Origin of the sequence: Microbacterium sp. P26, from assembly GCF_023712585.1 — a bacterium.
Taxonomy (GTDB): domain Bacteria; phylum Actinomycetota; class Actinomycetes; order Actinomycetales; family Microbacteriaceae; genus Microbacterium; species Microbacterium algihabitans_A.
The window spans coordinates 301,401-318,945 of the sequence record NZ_JAMAXZ010000004.1; the positions used below are offsets into that span (position 1 = coordinate 301,401).

Here is a 17,545-nt window from a genome sequence, read left to right on the forward strand (position 1 = left end):
GTCGGTCATCGCGTCAGTTGTCCTTCGTCACGATGCGGTAGTTCCACGTCAGGCTGACGTTTCGCACGTCCATGTTGTGCACCTTCGGGTTGATGAGCATCGCGATGCCGTTCTGCACCGTGGGGAACACCGCGACGTCACCGAGCAGGATGTCCTCCGCGTCGTGCAGGCTGTCCCAACGCTCCTGCGGCTGGCTGAGCATCTCCGGAGTGCGCGCCGCGGCGATGATCGCGTCGTACTGCGGGTTGGAGTACTTGCCGAAGTCGCGCTGCGAGCTCGACGACAGCAGCTCGAGGAACGCCATCGGGTCCTTGTAGTCGGGGCCCCAGCGGAACAGGTACAGGTCGAAGTCGCCGGCCAGCGCCTGCTCGTTCGCCGTCGCCTTGGGCTGGCTCGTGAGCTCGATCTTCAGGCCGGGGAGATTGGCCTCCCACTGCGATGCGATGTACTCGGCCTGCGCGATGGACGATTCGTCGTCCCAGTACGACAGACGCAGCGTCACCGAATCGGTGCCGAGGGCGGCGAGCCCCTTCTCCCACGACTTCTTGGCGGCGTCGATGTCGTAGGCGAGGTAGGTGTCGCCCGTGTCGCGGAACTGCTTGCCGTCGGGACCGACCGCGAGGTTCTTGCCGACGAAGTAGTCCGCCGGTTCGGCACCGTTCTTGAGAACGTCGTTCGCCAGCGCGGATTTGTCGTACGAGGTCGCGAGCGCCGTGCGGATGTCCTTGTTGGCCAGCGCCGGGTTCTGCATGTTCGGGTACATGTACCACATGTGCACTTCGAGCGCGGTGGTGAGCTCGGGCGAATCCGCGTAGCGGTCGATGAGGCTTCCCGAGATCTCGGTGAAGTCGAGGTCACCGCTCTCCTGGAGCAGCGCGGCCGTCTGCGAATCCTTGACGACCTGCCATTTGATCTCGTCGATGTTCGTGTTGGCGGCATTCCAGTAGTCCGGGTTCTTCTTCGCGGAGAAGTTGTTCGCGAAGTCCCAGGAGTCCCAGGTGAAGGGGCCGTTGTAGATCGTGGTCTCGGGCGTCTGGCCGTACTTGTCGCCGACCTGCTCGAGGTACTTCTCGTTGACCGGCAGGAAGGCGGGCCGTACGAGCAGAGCCTGGAAGTAGGGCACGTCGGCGGCGAGCTCGACCTGGAGGGTCTTGTCGTCGATCGCCTTCACGCCGAGCTGGGTGTAGTCCATGCCCTGGTTGACGATCTCGTTGGCGTTCTTGATGCCTGCGGCGACCGCCTCGTTGCTGTTGGGCGCGGCCGTGGCGGGGTTCACGAGACGCTTCCACGAGAACTCGAAGTCGGCGGCGGTGACCGGGTCGCCGTTGCTCCACTTCGCGTCGCGCAGGTGGAAGGTGTACGTCAGACCGTCGTCGGACTTGTCGAAGCTCTCGGCCATCAGGGGTTCGAGCTCGTGGTTCTCATCGAGGGAGTACAGACCGTCGAACACGGCGGTGAGTACTTCGTTCGACATGCCGTCGTTGACCTTGTGGGGGTCGACAGCCTGAAGGGGGAGGAGCTTGCCCACGGTGAGCACGTGGGCGGAGCCGCCTCCGGATGCCGTGGGGTCGGTGCCGCCGTCGCTGCAGCCGGCGAGGAGGCCGAGCGCGGCGGTCAGAGCGACCGCGGCGGTGACGACCTTGGAGAACCTTTTCATTGCTGGTGGTGCCCTCTCTGGAATGAACGCTGGGGGTGCGTTCTGGGAATGGGGGGCGACGCACTCTCGAGGGGACCAGCGCATCGCATTCGGGTATTGAGGCAAAAGTCTGCACGCTCACGCGTTTGAGAACAATATATCTGTATCATGTTCTGCAATCGCCGCTCTCCGGCGTCTGCGAATTCGATAACACAGCGAAAGGCCGCCCCTTGCCGAACATAATTAGGCCCGTCCGGCTCGACGAGATCGACCGCGCGATCGTCGCGGTGCTCATCCAGGACGGCCGGATCCCGAACAAGGAGCTGGCCGACCGAGTGGGACTCGCCCCCTCGTCGTGCCTGGCCCGCGTGCGGAGCCTGATCGAGAACGGCGTCATCTCGGGCTTCCACGCCGAGGTCGACCCTCGGCGCATCGGTCAGGGCCTGCGAGCGATCCTGCGCGTGCAGCTCAAGGAGCACTCGCGCGCCGAGAACGCGCGATTCGCCGAGGCGATGGCGAAGCTGCCGCAGGTGGTGAACCTCTGGCTGGTCGCCGGCGAAGACGACTACCTCATCGAAGTCGTCGCCGAGACGACCGACGACCTGAGCGACTTCGTGCTCGACTGCGTCACGAGCGATCCCGTCGTGGCCGATACGTACACGACTCTCGTCTTCTCGCGCCGCCGTGGGATGGGACCGATGCCGCTCGAACCGACGGCGGCGACGAGATGAGCATGCCGACCACCGAGCGGATGAGCGAGCTCCTCGCCGGCGAGGTACTCATCGACACGCACAACGACCTGCTGTGCGGGCTGCGCCGGTATCGCGGATACGCCGTCGACGGCTTCGACCGCGACAGTCCCGACTTCCACACCGATATCCCTCGGCTCCGGCGCGGCGGGGTGACGGCGCAGGTGTGGTCGGTGTTCGTGTCAGGCCTCCAGCCCGAGGCCGAAGCGACCGTCGGCACCCTCGAGCAGATCGACGCCGCGTACCGGTTCGCGGCGGCCTACCCCGACGACGTCGAGATCGTCACGACAGCGGCCGAGGCCGAGCGCTGCATCGCCTCGGGTCGCATCGCCTCGTTCCTCGGGATCGAGGGAGGCCACTCGATCGCGATGTCGCTCGGCGTGCTGCGAATGTTCGCCCGGCTGGGGGTGCGGACGATGACCTTGACGCACAATTCCTCTCTCGAGTGGGCGGATGCCGCGACCGACGCCCCGCGCGCGAAGGGCCTCACCGCCGACGGACGCGCGATCGTGCAGGAGATGAACCGCCTCGGCGTCGTCGTCGACCTCTCGCACACCTCGGAGCAGACTCAGCTCGCGGCGCTCGCCGCCTCGTCTGCGCCGGCCCTGTTCTCGCACTCCGGGGTGGCCTCGGTCGCTGCGCATCCGCGCAACGTCTCGGACGACGTCCTGCGCCGGCTCGCCGGTTCCGGCGGAGTGCTGCAGGTCGCGTTCGTGGCTCAGTTCGTCTCGCGCGCGTTCGCCGACTGGTCAGCCGACGCAGAGGCCGCTCGACGCGAGATCGGCCTGACCTCGTCGATGCCGTGGCCCCGCGCTCCTCGTCCGGCCGAGTCGGCGACCGATGCCCGCGCCGCCAACGCCGCCGACTTTCCTCGAGCGGGGGGCTCCGAACGGCAGGCGTTCGCCCGATGGGTGGAGCGCAACCCCGCCCCCGCCGTCACCGTCGCCGACGTCGCAGACCACGTCGAGGCCGCCCGCGACCTGATGGGCGTGGCGCACGTGGGGCTCGGCAGCGACTTCGATGGGGTCAGCGATCTTCCCACCGGGCTCGACGACGTCTCCGGCTACCCCCGCCTCTTCGCCGAGCTCGCGGAGCGCGGCTGGAGCGACGCCGATCTGCTCGCCCTCGCCGGCCGCAACACGATGCGCGTTCTGCGTGACGCCGAGGACGTCGCCACGCGGTCCTGATCCTGTGCCCCACCCAGGTCCCCGAGCCCGTCGAAGGGACCGGAACCCGCGCTCAGTCGAGGAAGATGTCCGGGTACATCGCCTCGTCGGGGGTTCCGGGCACCGCCGCATACCCCGAGAAGTCGGTCACTCCGGCGGCCTGCAGCACGTCTTCGACGATCAGCGTCTGCCCGGTCCGCTCGCGCGCGGGCGCGATGAGCACCTCGTACGCGGCATCCGCATAGATCTCGGGCGTGCGCGAGACGGCCATGAGCCGGTCGCCGCCGATGACGTTCTGCACGGCGGCGGTCGCGATGGTCGTGCGCGGCCAGAGCGTGTTGGCGGCGATGCCGGCCTCGGCGAACTCGGCCGCGAGGCCGAGCGTGGCCATCGTCATGCCGAACTTCGCGAGGCTGTAGCCGGTGTGTGCGCCGAGCCACTTCGGCGTCACGTTCAGCGGCGGCGAGAGCGACAGGATGTGGGGATTCGCGGCATCCTTCAGCTGGGGTACCGCGGCCCGCGAGAGCAGGAACGTTCCGCGCACGTTGACGTCTTGCATGAGGTCGTACTTCTTCGTCGCGAGCTCGAGCGAGCCCGACAGGTCGATGACGCTGGCGTTGTTGACGACGATGTCGATGCCGCCGAACTCGCCGACCGTGCGCATCACGGCTTCGGTGATCGATGCCTCGTCACGCACGTCGCCGACGATCGGCAGCGCCCGACCGCCGGCCGCGCGGATCTCCTCCGCGGCGGTGTGCACGGTGCCCGGCAGCTTCGGGTGCGGGGTGTCGGTCTTGGCGAGCATCGCGATGTTCGCGCCGTCGCGGGCCGCGCGCAGCGCGATCGCGAGGCCGATGCCGCGGCTTCCGCCCGACATGAGGATGGTCTTTCCCGCAAGCGTCACGAGCGTTGTCCTTTCGCGGAGGCGGCGGCGAACGCGGCGACCCGCGCTTTCGCCTCGGGGGTCTCGAAGGCGGCGCCGATGGTGGCGGCTTCGTCGTCGAGGTTCTCGGCGAACGCACGACCCGCACCCACGCGCACGAGACGGGTCGCCTGCCCGAACGCGGCGCTCGCACCGTCGAGCCAGAAGCGGGCGATCTCATCGACGCGGGAGGCGAGATCTCCGGATGCCACGACCTCGGCCACCAGCCCCCAGTCCAGGGCCTCCGCGGCGGTGAGCATGCGGTCCTGCAGGAGGAGCTGCAGCGCACGGCGCTGGCCGATCGCGGCGGGCAGCAGCGTCGAGACGCCCAGGTCGGGGGTGAGTCCGATGTTGGCGTACCGGCTGACGAAGCGGGCGTTCTCGCTCGCGACGACGTAGTCGGCGGTGAGCATGAGCCCGAGTCCTCCGCCCGCGACCGCTCCCTGCACGGCGGCGACCATCGGCAGCGGCGCTTCGGCGAAGGTGCGGATGCCGTCGTGGATCGCGTGCGCCGTCTCGGTGACGTCACTGCCCGCGGCCCCGGTCGTCGACATCGCGACGACGTCGCCGCCCGCGCAGAACGCGGGCCCGTTGGCATCCAGGATCACCGCTCCCACCGACGCATCGGTCGTGACCTCGTGCGCGACGTCGCGCCAGCGGCGCGCCATGGGGAAGTCCATCGCGTTGAGAGACGCGGGCCGGTCGAAGGTGACGCGCGCCAGTCCGTCTTCGATGTGCAGCAGGATGCCGTCGGTCATTTCGGTGCCATTCTGATCGCGCCGTCGAGGCGGATGGTCTCGCCGTTGAGGTAGCCGTTGTCGACGATCGCGAGCACGAGGCGCGCGTATTCGTCGGGGGCGCCGAGGCGCGAGGGGTAGGGGACCTGCTGGCCGAGCGAGTCCTGCGCCGCCTGCGGGAGTCCCTTGAGCATCGGCGTCTCCATGATGCCGGGGGCGATGGTGACGACGCGGATGCCGTGGCGGGCGAGCTCGCGCGCCACGGGGAGAGTCATCGCGTGCACGCCGCCCTTGCTCGCGGAGTACGCGGGCTGACCGATCTGCCCGTCGAAGGCCGCGACGCTCGCGGTGTTCACGATGACCCCGCGGTCACCGCCCTCGGTGGGGTCGGTCTTCGCCATGACGGCGGAGGTCTGAGCGATGACGTTGTAGGTGCCGATGAGGTTGACGCGCACGACGCGTTCGAAGTCGGCGAGCGACGAGGGGGTCCCGTCGCGGTCGAGCACCTTGGCGGGCGGCGCGATGCCGGCGCAGTTCACGACCACCCGCAACGGTCCCGCGTCGGTGGCGAGGGCCGCGGCCGCGGCCATCTGCTCGGCATCCGTCACGTCGGCGGCGGCGAACGATCCGCCGAGCTCCTCGGCGATCGAGGCACCCGATGACGAGGGCAGGTCGACGATCGTGACGCGGGCTCCCGCGGCGGTCAGTCGTCGCGCCGTGGCCAGACCCAGCCCCGAGGCGCCGCCGGTGACGAGGGCGGAGGCTCCTTCGATGTCCATGCGTTCTCCTTCGAAAGCTGAAACCGAGTTCCACCCTAGCCGGAACTCAGGACCGCGAAACGCCCCGACCCCATCGCCCTGGCCGCGTGCGTCCGGGGCGCGTGCGGATGGCCGCGGTGGCAGCCCCGTCGGCGAGGAGGATGGTCTGCTCGGGCGCCCAGCCGTAGGCATCGCGCAGGCGCGCGCCGAGGGCCTCGACCGGGTCGGCGACGGTCAGCTCGGCCCCCCGCGGCACGTCGGCGGCGTGCGGGTCGAGATCATGGGCCGCCGCGCGCAGGTCGACCACGAGGTCGCGCATGCGGTCGGGTCCGTATGCGGCGGATGCCAGGTCCCAGTCACCCACGACGACCGCCACCCCCGCGGGGCACACCTCGGGCCGCACCTCGGCGCGCGGGCCGGCCCACAGCCGGACGACCGAGACGCCCATCGCCACCACGGCGGCGGCCCCGAGGATGGTCGCGGGGCCGAACGAGAAGGCGGTGAGGTACAGCGGGGACTCCCATCCGGCGGCGAGCGCCACCACGACGCGCGCGAGGCAGTAGAGCGCGTAGATCGCGTTGGCGAAGGCGATGATGCGCAGCGGGCCGAAGGGCTCGACGCGCGAGTGGCTCGCCGCCCACGCGCAGGCGGCGCACGCAGCGGCGAGGGCCACCGCCTTGACAGCAAGCGAGGCGGGCAGCGGGACCGCGGCGGTGACGACGGCGACGATCAGTGCGAGCACGAGGGCGAACGTCGACGCTCGGCGCACCCGGCGTTCGTCGAGCGCGGTGACGGCCACGAGCATGAGGGCCGGGGCGAGCACCATCGCGACGTCTCCGAGCACGAGGGGCAGCAGACCTCCGCCCGCGCCGTAGATGAAGTACATCGCGCTCGAGCCCACGGCGGTGACCCCGGCCACCGCCGCATACCGCAGGAACAACGTCACCCGACCGGGGGTTCCCAGACGCGGGAAGGCCACGAAGCCGACGGCGGCCGCGACCGCGACGCTCACCGCGAGTAGAGCGAACGACAGACCCATGACACCCCCGTCATCATTCTGCCCCCGTCGCGCGCGAACCCCGTCGCGCGGGGCCGGTTCGCGCAGGCGGGTATGCGGTCTGCGGGCGCGTGCGCAGCGATCCGGCCACGACGTGCCTGTCCTAGGCTCGTCGGGTGAGCGAGCCCGGGTTCCGTATCGAGAAGGTCGCCGTCGATGATCCCCGCGCGGTCGCCTTGCGTGGCGTCCTCGATGCCGATCTCGACGAGCGGTACCGCGACGCCGACGCCGATGACACCCCCGAGGTCGCCGCCAAGCGCGAAGTCGCGCTCGCGGTGCATGCCGAAGACGTGGTGGCGACGCTGCTCGCGATCGACGCGGACGACACCCCTCTCGGGCACGCGATCCTGCGCCGCCTCGGCGAGGAGTGGGAACTCAAGCGCCTCATCGTCACCGCCGGCGCCCGCCGCCGAGGGGTGGGCACGGCCCTGACCGAAACGGTCGTCGACCTCGCCCGTCGCGCGGGCGCGCGCCGCGTCATCCTGCAGAGCGGGCGGATGCAGCCGGAGTCGCTGCGCGTGTACGCCGCCGCGGGCTTCACCCCGATCCCGGTCTACGAGCCCTACATCGAGACGATGCCGCGCTCGTTGTGCTTCGAGTACGTGTTCTGACTCGTCAGCGTCTCTGCAGACACTCTGCCTTTCGAAGGGGGCGCGACTCCGGATGCCAATCGCCTGGCCCGCCACCGGAAATCACGGAACGCGGCCTGAAGCGCTCTCTGCGGATCGCGCCGCCACTGCTACAGCCGATCGCAGACCGCGCCCGCCGCGGTCAGCGCCGCGCGCAAATGAACATCGACTTCAGGCAGGAGGCGCGGATGGCGACCCCACGAGAAGACACCGGCAGTCGCGTCGAGCCACGCAGGCTCACTGGCAGGTCGCCCCTCTCGCGCGAATGACCCCCACGCGTTCATGAGTCGTTCCGACAGCGTCGCGGCCCCCGGCGACGCATCAAGCATCGTCCCGAAGACGAGGGGAAGTTCGCCGGAGTGACCGGGATCGACATCGTCGAGACCGTCGGGATCGAAAACGTACGCGTAGGTGGGGGCGTTGCCGCGAGCGTCCACGAGTCGCTGGACGGGCGAGCGGTACATGAGCTCTGAGAGCACCGCCTCTCGAAGCTCCCGGGGAGTCGGAACCCGACCGTGATCCCGGCCGTACGCACTCGCGAGGTCGGTCGCGGCGGCCGCCGGGGCGACTGTGCGCAACAGCTCGTCGAGCGCTTTCGCATCGTCTACGGCGCCCGTCATCCACGGAAGCGCCTCCCGTCGATTCGCACCGATGAGCAGCGGGATGGAGGTGGCGACACCCGTGGCGAAGGCGTCCAGCGGCGATTGCGACAGCAACCTTCCGTCGATGACGGGCCGGAAGGGGAGGGAGTCGATGGGAGCGGATGCCGACCGCTCGGCTATTACGCGAGTTTGCGCCACGATCAGTTCGGCCACGCCGAGCTCGAGCAGGCCATCTGCCGAGGAGACACCCGCAGAACGGGTGAGCTGATCGCGCACCTCTCTCGCCTGCCCCGGAGTCGTCACCCGCTCACCCGTGCAGCTGTGTGCGATCGCTCGATGAAACAGTGACCGCTCGGGTGCAGTGGAAAGGAGGGCGAGCACATCGACACCACCCGCGGACTGGCCCATGACCGTCACCGCTGTTCGATCGCCCCCGTAGACGCCGATGTTGTCGCTCACCCACTGCAGAGCCGCGAGTTGGTCGTGCAGCGCCGCATTCGCGGCATCCGGAGACTCCTCGTCGAAGAGCAGATGCCCCAACGCGCCCAGGCGGTATTGCACAGCCACCACGACGAGGCCTTGCGTCGAGGCGAGACGGGCACCGTCGGTGACGGGGTCGGCAGCACCTCCGCCGACGTGCGCTCCCCCGTGTATCCAGACGAGCACAGGGGCCGCGACAGCACCCTCCGGAGACCAGACGGTGAGATGCAGGCAGTCCTCCGAACCCTCGATACCCGACTGCGGGGCGGGTGCCGACAAACGCTCCGGTCTGAGCGGTTCCATGACGGGGGGCCCGAATCGCTCCGCGCGGGCGTAGCGGATCCCGCGATCCACAGTCACCCTCGCTGTACCCGCGTCAGCCGCCGTCACCTCGTCGCCCCCGCTCTCTGCAGCATTTCGCGATAGTAACCGTCGACCCGCGCGAGGGCTTCGGGCCGCCCCTGCTGCGCGATCCGCCCGGCATCGAGCACGACGATGCGATCAGCGGCGCGGATCGTCGACAGCCGGTGTGCGACGATGAGGGTCGTCCTGCCCGCTCGAAGTGTGGCGAGCGCGTCATGCACAGCCGCTTCGGACTCGCCGTCGAGGGCCGCCGTCGCCTCATCCAGCAGCAGCACGCGCGGGTCGCGAACGAGCGCACGCGCGATGGCGAGGCGCTGTCGCTGACCGCCGGAAAGGCTCCCGCCGCGTTCTCCCACGACGGTGTCCCAGCCCTGAGGGAGATCGCGCACGAACGCTGCCGCGTTCGCCCCCTCGAGAGCCGCCCACACGATCTCGTCACCCACCTCGGGGAGCCCGTAGACCACGTTCTCCCGCACCGACGCGGCGAAGAGCACCGGCTCCTGCGGCACGACGGACACGAAGCGTCGGTATGAGCGACGGTCGATCGCGCTGAGGTCGAGGCCATCGATGCGCACCGTCCCGCGGTCGGGGACGATGAGTCCGAGCGAAAGGTGGAGAAGGGTCGATTTGCCCGAGCCGGACGGGCCGATGAAGGCGACGGTCTCCCCTGCCCGCACGGTCAGGTCGATGTCGCGCAACACGGGCTCCCGGGCGTAGGCGAACGTCACGGACTCGAAGCGGATCTCTCCCGACACGCGCTCCAGCGTCGGCTTGCCCTCATTTCGTTCCAGCTCGTCCGCATCGAGAAGCTCCCGCATCGACGACACGGACTCTCGACCGCGAGTGATGAGCGGCGCGAGCTGGAACACCGCGACCATCGTCGCCGTCAGAAGACCGAAATAGCTACTGAGCAGGATGACGTCGCCGGCCGACACGTCCACGACCCCGGTAAGAGCCGCAAGCACCGCACCGAAGAGGCACGCGAGGCTCAGGGTCTGGAAGCTTGCCCACGACATCGCTCCGAAGCGTCCGTTGATGCGGTCGAGGTCGAAGCCCGCCGCGCGCACGTGCTCGGCGCTGGCGGAGATTCGCTCGACGGCAATCGCCTCCAGCCCGTGCGCCCGGGTGACCGACAACAGTGAGCCCATCTCGCTGATGCGCGTCGACAGGTGTTCCACCTCTCGTCGGAACCGCTCGTTGGCCGCTGTCGTCCGAATTCGCAGCCACCGGATGAGGCCGACTGCCAGCGGTACGGCCACAGCGAAGAACACGAGGAACAGGGGCGCCCGGACGGCCATTGTGGCGCTCGCACCGACGAGGACGGATGCCGCCGTGAGGATCGGCCCGAAGCTCTGTTGCAGTGTGAGTTCGACGTTCTCCACGTCACGCACCAGTTTTGTCTGCGCAAGCGCACTCGCCGAGCGTGAGTGATAGCTCAGCGAGAGCGTCTGCAGGCGAAGAGTCAGGCTGCGTCGCAGATCGAGCCCCAGACCGCGCACGGTGGAGAAGTAGGCGCGCACGTAGACCGCGTTCGCTGCCACGTTGAGCACGACGACCCCTGCGCCGAGCAACGCCCATGGCAGGAGGCTCCGAGGCTCGGCACCGCCGATCAGGAGGTCGATCACTTCTGCCGTGACGATCGGCAACACCCACAGCGGGCTGTCCTTGACCACGAACGCCAGCGCGGCCAGCGCGACCCTCCCGCGATGCGGATGAAGGAACGGCCGGAGCGTTCGAAGGATCGTCAAGACGACACAGGTTCGGGGAGCGTCGACCCCGTGCGGAGGGCCAGCGCCGCCGCACCGAGGAGGGGCCCCTCGTCGCTCAGGCCCGACGCCGCGATCCTCACGCGCCGCGCGTAGGGAAAGAGCGCGTCGTCGTGAGCGGCTCGACGGACGATGTCGACATAGTCCGCACGTACCCGGGAGAAGCCCCCGCCGATGGCGACGGCCTCGAGGTCGAGCAACGTCGCGACACTCGCGACCGCCTGGCCCACCAGCCGAGCCGATCGTCGGGTCGCCTCCTCCGCGACGGCGTCGCCGCGCAGAACGTCGCGCGCGAGGTCTTCACCCGTGGTTCCGCTCCACCCGCGAGCCCGGGCCCAGCGCACCGTCGCGGGCCCGGATGCCACGGCCTCGAGCGTGCTGTCCTCGACGGTCGCTGTCGGCTCTCCGACGTGCACGTGGATCTGCCCGATGTGGCCGGCGTTGCCCGAAGCCCCCGCCAATGGTCGACCGTCGGCGATGATCCCGCCACCGACGCCGGTGGACACGACCATGCTCAGCGACACGGCGCTCCCCCGGGTCGCCCCGAGCCAATTCTCGGCGACCGCGATGCACGTCCCGTCGAGACGCAGCACCGCGGGCACCCCCGCGGCATCCGCCACGATCTCACGTACGGGCAAACCGCGGAGCCGAGGAAGGTTATGCGGGCTGATGGATCCCGCAGCCAGATCGACCGGACCCGCAGAACCGATGCCCGCCGCTCCCACCGGTCCCGGTGACGCCGCGAGACTAAGTAAGACGCTGTCGCGAAGTGCACTCACGATCTCTGCGCGGTCGCGTGTGCGACCCGTTGCGCGGCGCGAGCGCGTGCCCGCCACGATCGACCCTGCTGAGTCGATGACGGCGGTCTCGAGTTTGGTGCCTCCGATGTCGACGGCGAGGACGAATATGTGATGCATGGGTGTTCCCTCAGCGGAAGCGGGGAGGGCTGCGCCCTCCCCGCTTCGGATCAGTTCCAGTCGGCGACGAGCTGATTCGACGAGCGCAGGACGTCCGAGGCGCAGAACCGCTCGGGTTCGGCGTCGCTCTCGCTCGTCACGTGGAAGGTGACGGACTCCCCCGGGAGCAGGGTCACGAGCATGTCATCGACGACCGCCTCCGGATCGACCTTGTCGACCAAGAGGGCGACGTCACGAACGAGGTTGGCGGCCTGCACCGTCACCTCGAACCCCGACGAGGTGCGGCGGGCGCTCGTGGTGACCTCTGCGCGGGCGAGAGCCGAATCCCGGTGCTCGGAGAAGAACCACAGTCCGCGGGAACCCTCGGACTCGACGACGATCAGCTCACTCACGGTGTCACCCGGCGTGGAGATCTCCGGGGGCAGCGAGAGGGTCAGCTCGCTACGCGCCGCGATGTCGGCCATCAGTTCGACCTCGGCCAGAACTTCCCCCGTGAACGAGAGACGACGCGCGATCAGCGGCGCCGACCACGTTGTTGCTGCATCGTTCACGGCGATGGCGGCGAGTCCTCCTTCGCGCGGTTGGATCGTCAGCAGGCGGTCGGTGTACACGTGCCGCAGCGCGTAGAGGAGCGGCTTCGCACGGCCGTAGCCGTCGACGGCCGCCCACGAGGTGACCGGCCAGCAATCGTTGAGCTGCCACACCACCGCCCCCATGCAGCGGGGCGATTCCGAGCGCATGTGTTCGATCGCGACGGTGACGGCGAGCGCCTGGTTCAACGACATCGCCCAGTGCCAGTCCTCGGTGTCGTCGGGCAGCGGCAGGTGGGCGACCAGCCCGTCGGTCAACTTGTCGTTGCCGTCGATGGCTTTCTGGTGGTGGAACATGCCGGGAGACTCGGGGGTGAGAGGCGAGTCCGAGATGGCGTGCGTGATGCTCGACCACGTCGCCGGTCCCTGCCACCCGAACTCGGCCACGAAGCGCGCATGGATGTCGCGATAGGCGGGGTAGTCGACGCGGTTCCACAGTTCCCAGAGGTGGACGGAGCCGTGGTCGACGTCGTTCGCGAAGATCTCGGGGTCTCCCGACCACGGGCTCGCGGGGGTGTAAGAGCGCGCGGGGTCGAGCTCGGCGACGAGACGAGGAAGCAGATCAAGGTAGTAGCCGAGGCCCCAGGTGCGGCCCTGGAGACGCTTCGCCCAGCCCCACTCCTCATATCCCCAGACGTTCTCGTTATTGCCGTTCCACAGCGCCAGGCTGGGGTGCGGCATGAGGCGCGTGATGTTGTCGCGCGCCTCGGCTTCGACCTCCGACCACAGCGGCTCCTCCTCGGCGTAGCTCGCACAGGCGAAGAGGAAGTCCTGCCACACGAGGATGCCGCGCTCGTCGCACAGGTCGTAGAAGTCGTCGGACTCGTAGTAGCCGCCACCCCAGATGCGCAGGAGGTTCATGTTCGCGAACTCCGCCTGATCGAGGCGATGCGCGAGGCGCTCACGCGTGACGCGAGTGACGAAGGCGTCGTCGGGGATCCAGTTGGCCCCTCGGATCCACACCGGCACCCGATTCACCACGAACCGGAAGGAGGTGCCCTCGTCATCTCGCTCGAGCTGCACCTCGACGGTGCGGAACCCGATGCGATGGGTGCGCTCCGCGAGCAACGCTCCGTCGCGCGAAAGGGCGATGGTCAGGTCGTACAGCGGCTGCTCGCCGAACCCGCGGGGCCACCACAGCGCCACGTCGGCGACTTTCACCTCGACGACACCCGATGTCTCGCCCGCGGCGAGATCGAGATGGGCCGTCTCTCCGTTCGGGAGGGCGATGGCGACCCGGTAGTCGGCGTCGTCCGCGCGCTCGATCTCGACGTGCACGGCGACCACCCCGGTGGAACCTTCGACGGTCACGACGGGTCGCGTCGCGACGAACCGTGCACCCGACCAGGCCTCGAGACGTGCCTGCTTCCAGATGCCCGACGACGCGGCATCCAGGCCCCAGTCCCACCCGAAATTGCAGGCGGCCTTGCGGACCGCGTTGAACGGGTGGAAGTAGGTGTGCGGCCGATAGCCGATCTCGAGGCTGGCGCGGTCGGCCTCCGCGACGGGAGAGGCGAAACTCACCACCAGTTCGTTCTCGCCCTCGCGCAGCGCCTCGTCGATCGCGAACCGATACGTACGGTGCTGGTTGCGTGTGCGTCCGAGGCTTGTGCCGTTCACGATGATCTCGGCGAAGGTGTCGAGTCCCTCGAAGACGAGCTCGTGGCGGTCGTGCCCGTCCTCCTCCCATGAGAATCGCGTCGAGTACTCCCACGCGCTCTGGCCGACCCAGGTGACCTGGTTCTCGTTACGGTCGAGGAAGGGATCGGGGATGAGGCCCGCATCGAGCAGCGCGACATGCACGAGCCCGGGCACGTTCGCGGGGATCGTCCGGCCTGCGATGTCGGTGGGAACCGGCCCGTCGAGAGCCCGCAGACTCCACACCTCGGGCAGGGCGAGGGTGCGGGCGGCGGCGGGTCGTGCGGTGGTGACGTCGGTCATTTGGTGGCTCCAGAGGTGAGTCCGTTGTAGATGAATCGCTGCAGGAAGAGGAAGGCGACGAGGGTGGGGACGATGACGAGGATGGTGCCGGCGGCGATGACCTCCCACTGGGAGCCGAAAGGCCCCATGAAGCGGAACAGCGAGGTCGAAATCACCCCGAGATCCCTCGACGGCATATAGAGGAAGGGGATGTAGAACTCGTTGTAGACGGCGATGCCCTTGATGATCACCACCGTCGCGATGGCGGGCCGCAGCAGGGGCAGGATGATGCGCCAATACACGGTGAAGCGGTTCGCGCCGTCGATCATTGCCGCTTCGTCCAGGGCCACGGGGATGTTCTGCATGAACTGCAGGAAGATGTAGATCGCGATGATGTCGGTTCCGGTGAACAGCACGATGGCGGCCCATCGGGTGTTGAACAGATCGAGTGCGCTGATCACCTGGAAGGTCGCCACCTGCGTCGTGATCGACGGCACCAGCGTGGCTAGGAGGAAGATGCCCGTTACGAGTGCCCGCCCGCGGAAGCGGAACCGATCGACCGCGTAAGCCGTCATCGTTCCGATCAAGATCGTTCCGGTGATGGAGACCACGAGGATGATGCCGGTGTTGATGAAACCGCTCAGCATCCCGCCCTGCGTGAAGGCGATGACGAAGTTGTCGAAGTTCAGCCAGTTCGACGGGGGGTCCAGCGGACCGGTCGAACGGTATTCCGCCGGTGTCTTGAAGGCCAACGCGAAGATCGTGACGATGGGCAGCAGCGCGAACAGGCATGCCACGACCAGCGCGGCGTACTTCACGACCGTCGCGATCCATCCGAGCTCGGCCCGTCGGCGCTGCTTCACGGTGGGGGCGGGAGGCACACGTGTGGCCGGGGTGGTGGGGGTGAGGGTACCGGTCATTGCACGCTCGCTTTCTCGTCGGGGAAGAACCGCCGTTGCACCGCGGTGATCGTCAGCACGATCGCGAGCAGCACCACGGCCATCGCCGAGGCCAGGCCGACCTGCGCATAGCGGAAGGCGGTGTCGACCGTCTGGATCACGAAGGTCTCGGAGCCGTTGGCACCGCCGGTCATGATGTACGGCATCTCGAAAGCGGAGAGCGCGCCCGAGACGGCCAGGATCAGGGAGAGGCCCAGGATGCGACGGATGCTGGGGAGGATGATGAACCGGAACTTCTGCCACGAGTTGGCGCCGTCGAGATCGGCGGCCTCATACTGCTCTGCGGGAACCGACTGGATCGCCCCGAGGAAGAGCACGAAGTTCAAGCCCATGTAGCGCCACACCGACGTGGCCGCCAGCGAGACGTTCACGATCGACGGGTCACCGAGCCACTGCGGCGGGTCGACGACCCCGAACACGGCGAGGACACTGTCGAGGGTGCCGCCGGGTCGGAAGAAGAAGAGGAACATCAGCCCGATCGCCACCCCGTTGATGAGATACGGGAAGAAGATGATGCCCTTGAAGAGGTTCTTGAAGCGGGTGCGGAAGCTCAGCAGCACGGCGAAGAAGAGCGCGAGACCCAATTGCGCGATCGCGCCGACGAGGTAGAACAGGCTCACGGCGAAGACCTGGAAGTACTCGGGCCGCGTGAAGATCTGCACGTAGTTGTCGAGCCCGATGAAGTTCTGCTGCGGGTCGAGGCCGTCCCAGTCCGTGACGCTGTACCAGAACGAGTTGGCGACCGGGACGTAGGTGAACAGCACCAGGAAGCCCAGGGGAACGAGCAGGAACAGCCAGGGGGTGATCCGCCATCCTCGGGCCGCGGAGCGGCGCGGGCCCGCTCGACGGAGACCTCGGCGGGCCGGGTGGGTTTCGAGCGGGGCACCTTCGGCGATGGCCATCGCAGCCTTCTTTCCTTCGGGGTGATGCGGGGCGGGCTCGGGGCGCCCACCCCGCATCGGATGTCACTTGGTGTCGGAGACCGCCTGGCCCCAGCGGCTGTTGAGATCGGCGAAGAACGAGTTCTTGTCGCCGTCGCGAGCGCCCCGAGCGGTGTCGATGAGCTCCTGGCGGTACTTCTCGCCGAAGAGGGTGATCTCCGCCTTGTTCGCGATGTCGGTGATCAGGCTCTCCTCACCCTGCGGACGGGCATCGAGCTCGAGGTACTTCACGCCCAGGTCGGTGAAGTCCGAAAGCGTGGCCGGCGCGTCATCGGCCTTCAGCGGACTGATGGCCCCCTGGCTCTCGGCGAAGCCCGACTTCGTTTCGAACCAGTCCACCCACGCCTTGGCAGCGGGCTTGTTCTGCGAGAACTTGCTGACGGCGAGCAGCTTGTCGGTGGCCGTGACCGAAGTGAACGACCCGTCGGTCTGCCACGGCATCGGCCAGAAGCCGATCGTGTCGCGCGACTTGCCCGCGGCCTCTGCGGCATCCTGCATCTGGGTCACCGCCCACGAGCCGAGGACCATCGAGCCGATCTCCCCGTTCGCAAGGAGGGTCTTCGACTCCTCCCAGTTCGTGGTGGTCGGGTCCGCCTCGCTGAGACCGGCGGCGACGGTGTCGTAGAGCAGTCCGTCGATGTCGTAGATGTCCTTACCCGTGCTCCAGGGCGCGTCGTCGGTGGTCATGTCGTTGAGGGCCGCGGGTCCCGTAACGGCACCGATGTTGCCGGCGAGCGACGACAGCGGCCACCCGTCCTTGTAGTTCGTGTAGTAGGGAGTGACTCCGGTGTCCTTGATCTTCTGCAGGTCGGCGAGGTACTCCTGCTCCGTCGTCGGGGGCGTCGTGATGCCGGCCGCGGTCCAGACGTCGCGGTTGAAGACGTAGCCCATCGCGGAGCCGAAGGTCGACAGGCCGTAGACGGTGCCGTCGTACGCGCCGTCGTTGGTGAACCGGTAGGTCTGCGAGAGATCCTGCTCGTCACCGAGTGGCTCGAAGAAGTCGGGGTACTGGTCGCGCGTGACGTTCGAGGTCGGAATGAGCAGCACATCGCCGTAGTCGCGGGAATTCAGGCGGATGCGCACGTCACCCTCGTAGTCGGTGAGCGCTTCGAACTTCACCTTCACGTCGGGATACGTCTTCTGGAACTCCGTGACGTAGTCGGCGAAGACGGTGTCGACGATGTCCGTGCGGTTGGTCAGGACGGTGATCTCGCCGGACGGATTCTCGTCCGTGCTCGCCGCCCCTCCTCCGCCGGAGCAGCCGGTGAGAGCGAGAGCGGCGACAGTGGCCAGTCCCGCAGCGGTGATGACATGCCTTTTCATGGGTTCTCCTTCGAGGGGGTGCGCCGGCGG

Annotated in this window: 15 protein-coding genes; 3 read left to right on the plus strand and 12 right to left on the minus strand. The window is 68.3% G+C overall.

What is annotated here, in order from left to right:
• Positions 1-13 precede the first annotated feature (13 nt).
• Entirely contained in the window at positions 14-1,657 is a 1,644-nt protein-coding gene (locus tag M3667_RS10580) for a peptide ABC transporter substrate-binding protein (RefSeq protein WP_251507898.1), read from the minus strand.
• Positions 1,658-1,866: 209 nt separating this feature from the next.
• Between M3667_RS10580 and M3667_RS10585 the strand changes: the two genes are divergently transcribed.
• Complete coding sequence (locus M3667_RS10585) at positions 1,867-2,367, plus strand: Lrp/AsnC family transcriptional regulator (protein ID WP_136587236.1); 501 nt, start codon at positions 1,867-1,869, stop codon at positions 2,365-2,367.
• 2 nt (positions 2,368-2,369) lie between these two features.
• A complete protein-coding gene (locus M3667_RS10590; RefSeq protein WP_251507900.1) occupies positions 2,370-3,572 on the plus strand; it encodes a dipeptidase in 1,203 nt (400 codons plus the stop codon).
• Between the two features lie 52 nt (positions 3,573-3,624).
• On the opposite strand, the gene M3667_RS10595 is transcribed toward M3667_RS10590, so the two are convergent.
• The 4 genes from M3667_RS10595 to M3667_RS10610 are packed head-to-tail and all read right to left on the minus strand — an operon-like array spanning position 3,625 to position 7,007.
• On the minus strand, positions 3,625-4,455 hold the full coding sequence (locus tag M3667_RS10595) for an NAD(P)-dependent oxidoreductase (protein ID WP_251507902.1): 831 nt from the start codon (positions 4,453-4,455) through the stop codon (positions 3,625-3,627).
• Positions 4,452-5,231: an enoyl-CoA hydratase/isomerase family protein gene (locus M3667_RS10600; protein ID WP_251507904.1), complete on the minus strand. Its 780-nt coding sequence runs from the start codon at positions 5,229-5,231 to the stop codon at positions 4,452-4,454. Before M3667_RS10600 ends, M3667_RS10595 begins: the two co-directional genes overlap by 4 nt.
• A complete protein-coding gene (locus M3667_RS10605; protein ID WP_251507906.1) occupies positions 5,228-5,989 on the minus strand; it encodes an SDR family NAD(P)-dependent oxidoreductase in 762 nt (253 codons plus the stop codon). Before M3667_RS10605 ends, M3667_RS10600 begins: the two co-directional genes overlap by 4 nt.
• A 46-nt stretch (positions 5,990-6,035) precedes the next feature.
• Positions 6,036-7,007, minus strand: coding sequence for a hypothetical protein (locus M3667_RS10610; RefSeq protein ID WP_251507909.1), 972 nt, complete (start codon positions 7,005-7,007; stop codon positions 6,036-6,038).
• A gap of 134 nt (positions 7,008-7,141) precedes the next feature.
• On the opposite strand from M3667_RS10610, the gene M3667_RS10615 reads away from it, so the two are divergent.
• A complete protein-coding gene (locus M3667_RS10615) occupies positions 7,142-7,636 on the plus strand; it encodes a GNAT family N-acetyltransferase (RefSeq protein ID WP_251507911.1) in 495 nt (164 codons plus the stop codon).
• A 128-nt stretch (positions 7,637-7,764) separates the two neighbouring features.
• Here the strand turns inward: M3667_RS10615 and M3667_RS10620 are convergent, their stop codons facing one another.
• The 7 genes from M3667_RS10620 to M3667_RS10650 form a co-directional block, all read right to left on the minus strand.
• Complete coding sequence (locus tag M3667_RS10620; protein WP_251507913.1) at positions 7,765-9,090, minus strand: carboxylesterase family protein; 1,326 nt, start codon at positions 9,088-9,090, stop codon at positions 7,765-7,767.
• 32 nt (positions 9,091-9,122) lie between these two features.
• Positions 9,123-10,847 (minus strand): ABC transporter ATP-binding protein, encoded by a 1,725-nt coding sequence (locus M3667_RS10625; protein ID WP_251507915.1) that lies wholly within the window; start codon positions 10,845-10,847, stop codon positions 9,123-9,125.
• The gene (locus M3667_RS10630) at positions 10,844-11,782 is read right to left on the minus strand and encodes an ROK family protein (RefSeq protein WP_251507917.1); all 939 of its coding nucleotides are present in this window, start codon (positions 11,780-11,782) and stop codon (positions 10,844-10,846) included. The genes M3667_RS10625 and M3667_RS10630 overlap by 4 nt, the downstream gene beginning before the upstream one ends.
• 50 nt (positions 11,783-11,832) lie before the next feature.
• A complete protein-coding gene (locus M3667_RS10635) occupies positions 11,833-14,313 on the minus strand; it encodes a glycoside hydrolase family 2 protein (RefSeq protein ID WP_251507919.1) in 2,481 nt (826 codons plus the stop codon).
• Positions 14,310-15,212 (minus strand): carbohydrate ABC transporter permease, encoded by a 903-nt coding sequence (locus tag M3667_RS10640; protein ID WP_251507920.1) that lies wholly within the window; start codon positions 15,210-15,212, stop codon positions 14,310-14,312. The genes M3667_RS10635 and M3667_RS10640 overlap by 4 nt, the downstream gene beginning before the upstream one ends.
• Positions 15,209-16,153: a carbohydrate ABC transporter permease gene (locus M3667_RS10645; protein WP_251507921.1), complete on the minus strand. Its 945-nt coding sequence runs from the start codon at positions 16,151-16,153 to the stop codon at positions 15,209-15,211. Before M3667_RS10645 ends, M3667_RS10640 begins: the two co-directional genes overlap by 4 nt.
• Positions 16,154-16,216: 63 nt before the next feature.
• A complete protein-coding gene (locus M3667_RS10650) occupies positions 16,217-17,515 on the minus strand; it encodes an ABC transporter substrate-binding protein (RefSeq protein WP_251507922.1) in 1,299 nt (432 codons plus the stop codon).
• Positions 17,516-17,545: the final 30 nt, after the last annotated feature.

Bases quoted from the DNA above. Each gene is read 5' to 3' on its own strand.
- M3667_RS10580 (WP_251507898.1), bottom strand. From the start codon at position 1,657: ATGAAAAGGTTCTCCAAGGTCGTCACCGCCGCGGTCGCTCTGACCGCC.
- M3667_RS10590 (WP_251507900.1), top strand. From the start codon at position 2,370: ATGCCGACCACCGAGCGGATGAGCGAGCTCCTCGCCGGCGAGGTACTC.
- M3667_RS10600 (WP_251507904.1), bottom strand. From the start codon at position 5,231: ATGACCGACGGCATCCTGCTGCACATCGAAGACGGACTGGCGCGCGTC.
- M3667_RS10605 (WP_251507906.1), bottom strand. From the start codon at position 5,989: ATGGACATCGAAGGAGCCTCCGCCCTCGTCACCGGCGGCGCCTCGGGG.
- M3667_RS10610 (WP_251507909.1), bottom strand. From the start codon at position 7,007: ATGGGTCTGTCGTTCGCTCTACTCGCGGTGAGCGTCGCGGTCGCGGCC.
- M3667_RS10630 (WP_251507917.1), bottom strand. From the start codon at position 11,782: ATGCATCACATATTCGTCCTCGCCGTCGACATCGGAGGCACCAAACTC.
- M3667_RS10635 (WP_251507919.1), bottom strand. From the start codon at position 14,313: ATGACCGACGTCACCACCGCACGACCCGCCGCCGCCCGCACCCTCGCC.
- M3667_RS10640 (WP_251507920.1), bottom strand. From the start codon at position 15,212: ATGACCGGTACCCTCACCCCCACCACCCCGGCCACACGTGTGCCTCCC.
- M3667_RS10645 (WP_251507921.1), bottom strand. From the start codon at position 16,153: ATGGCCATCGCCGAAGGTGCCCCGCTCGAAACCCACCCGGCCCGCCGA.
- M3667_RS10650 (WP_251507922.1), bottom strand. From the start codon at position 17,515: ATGAAAAGGCATGTCATCACCGCTGCGGGACTGGCCACTGTCGCCGCT.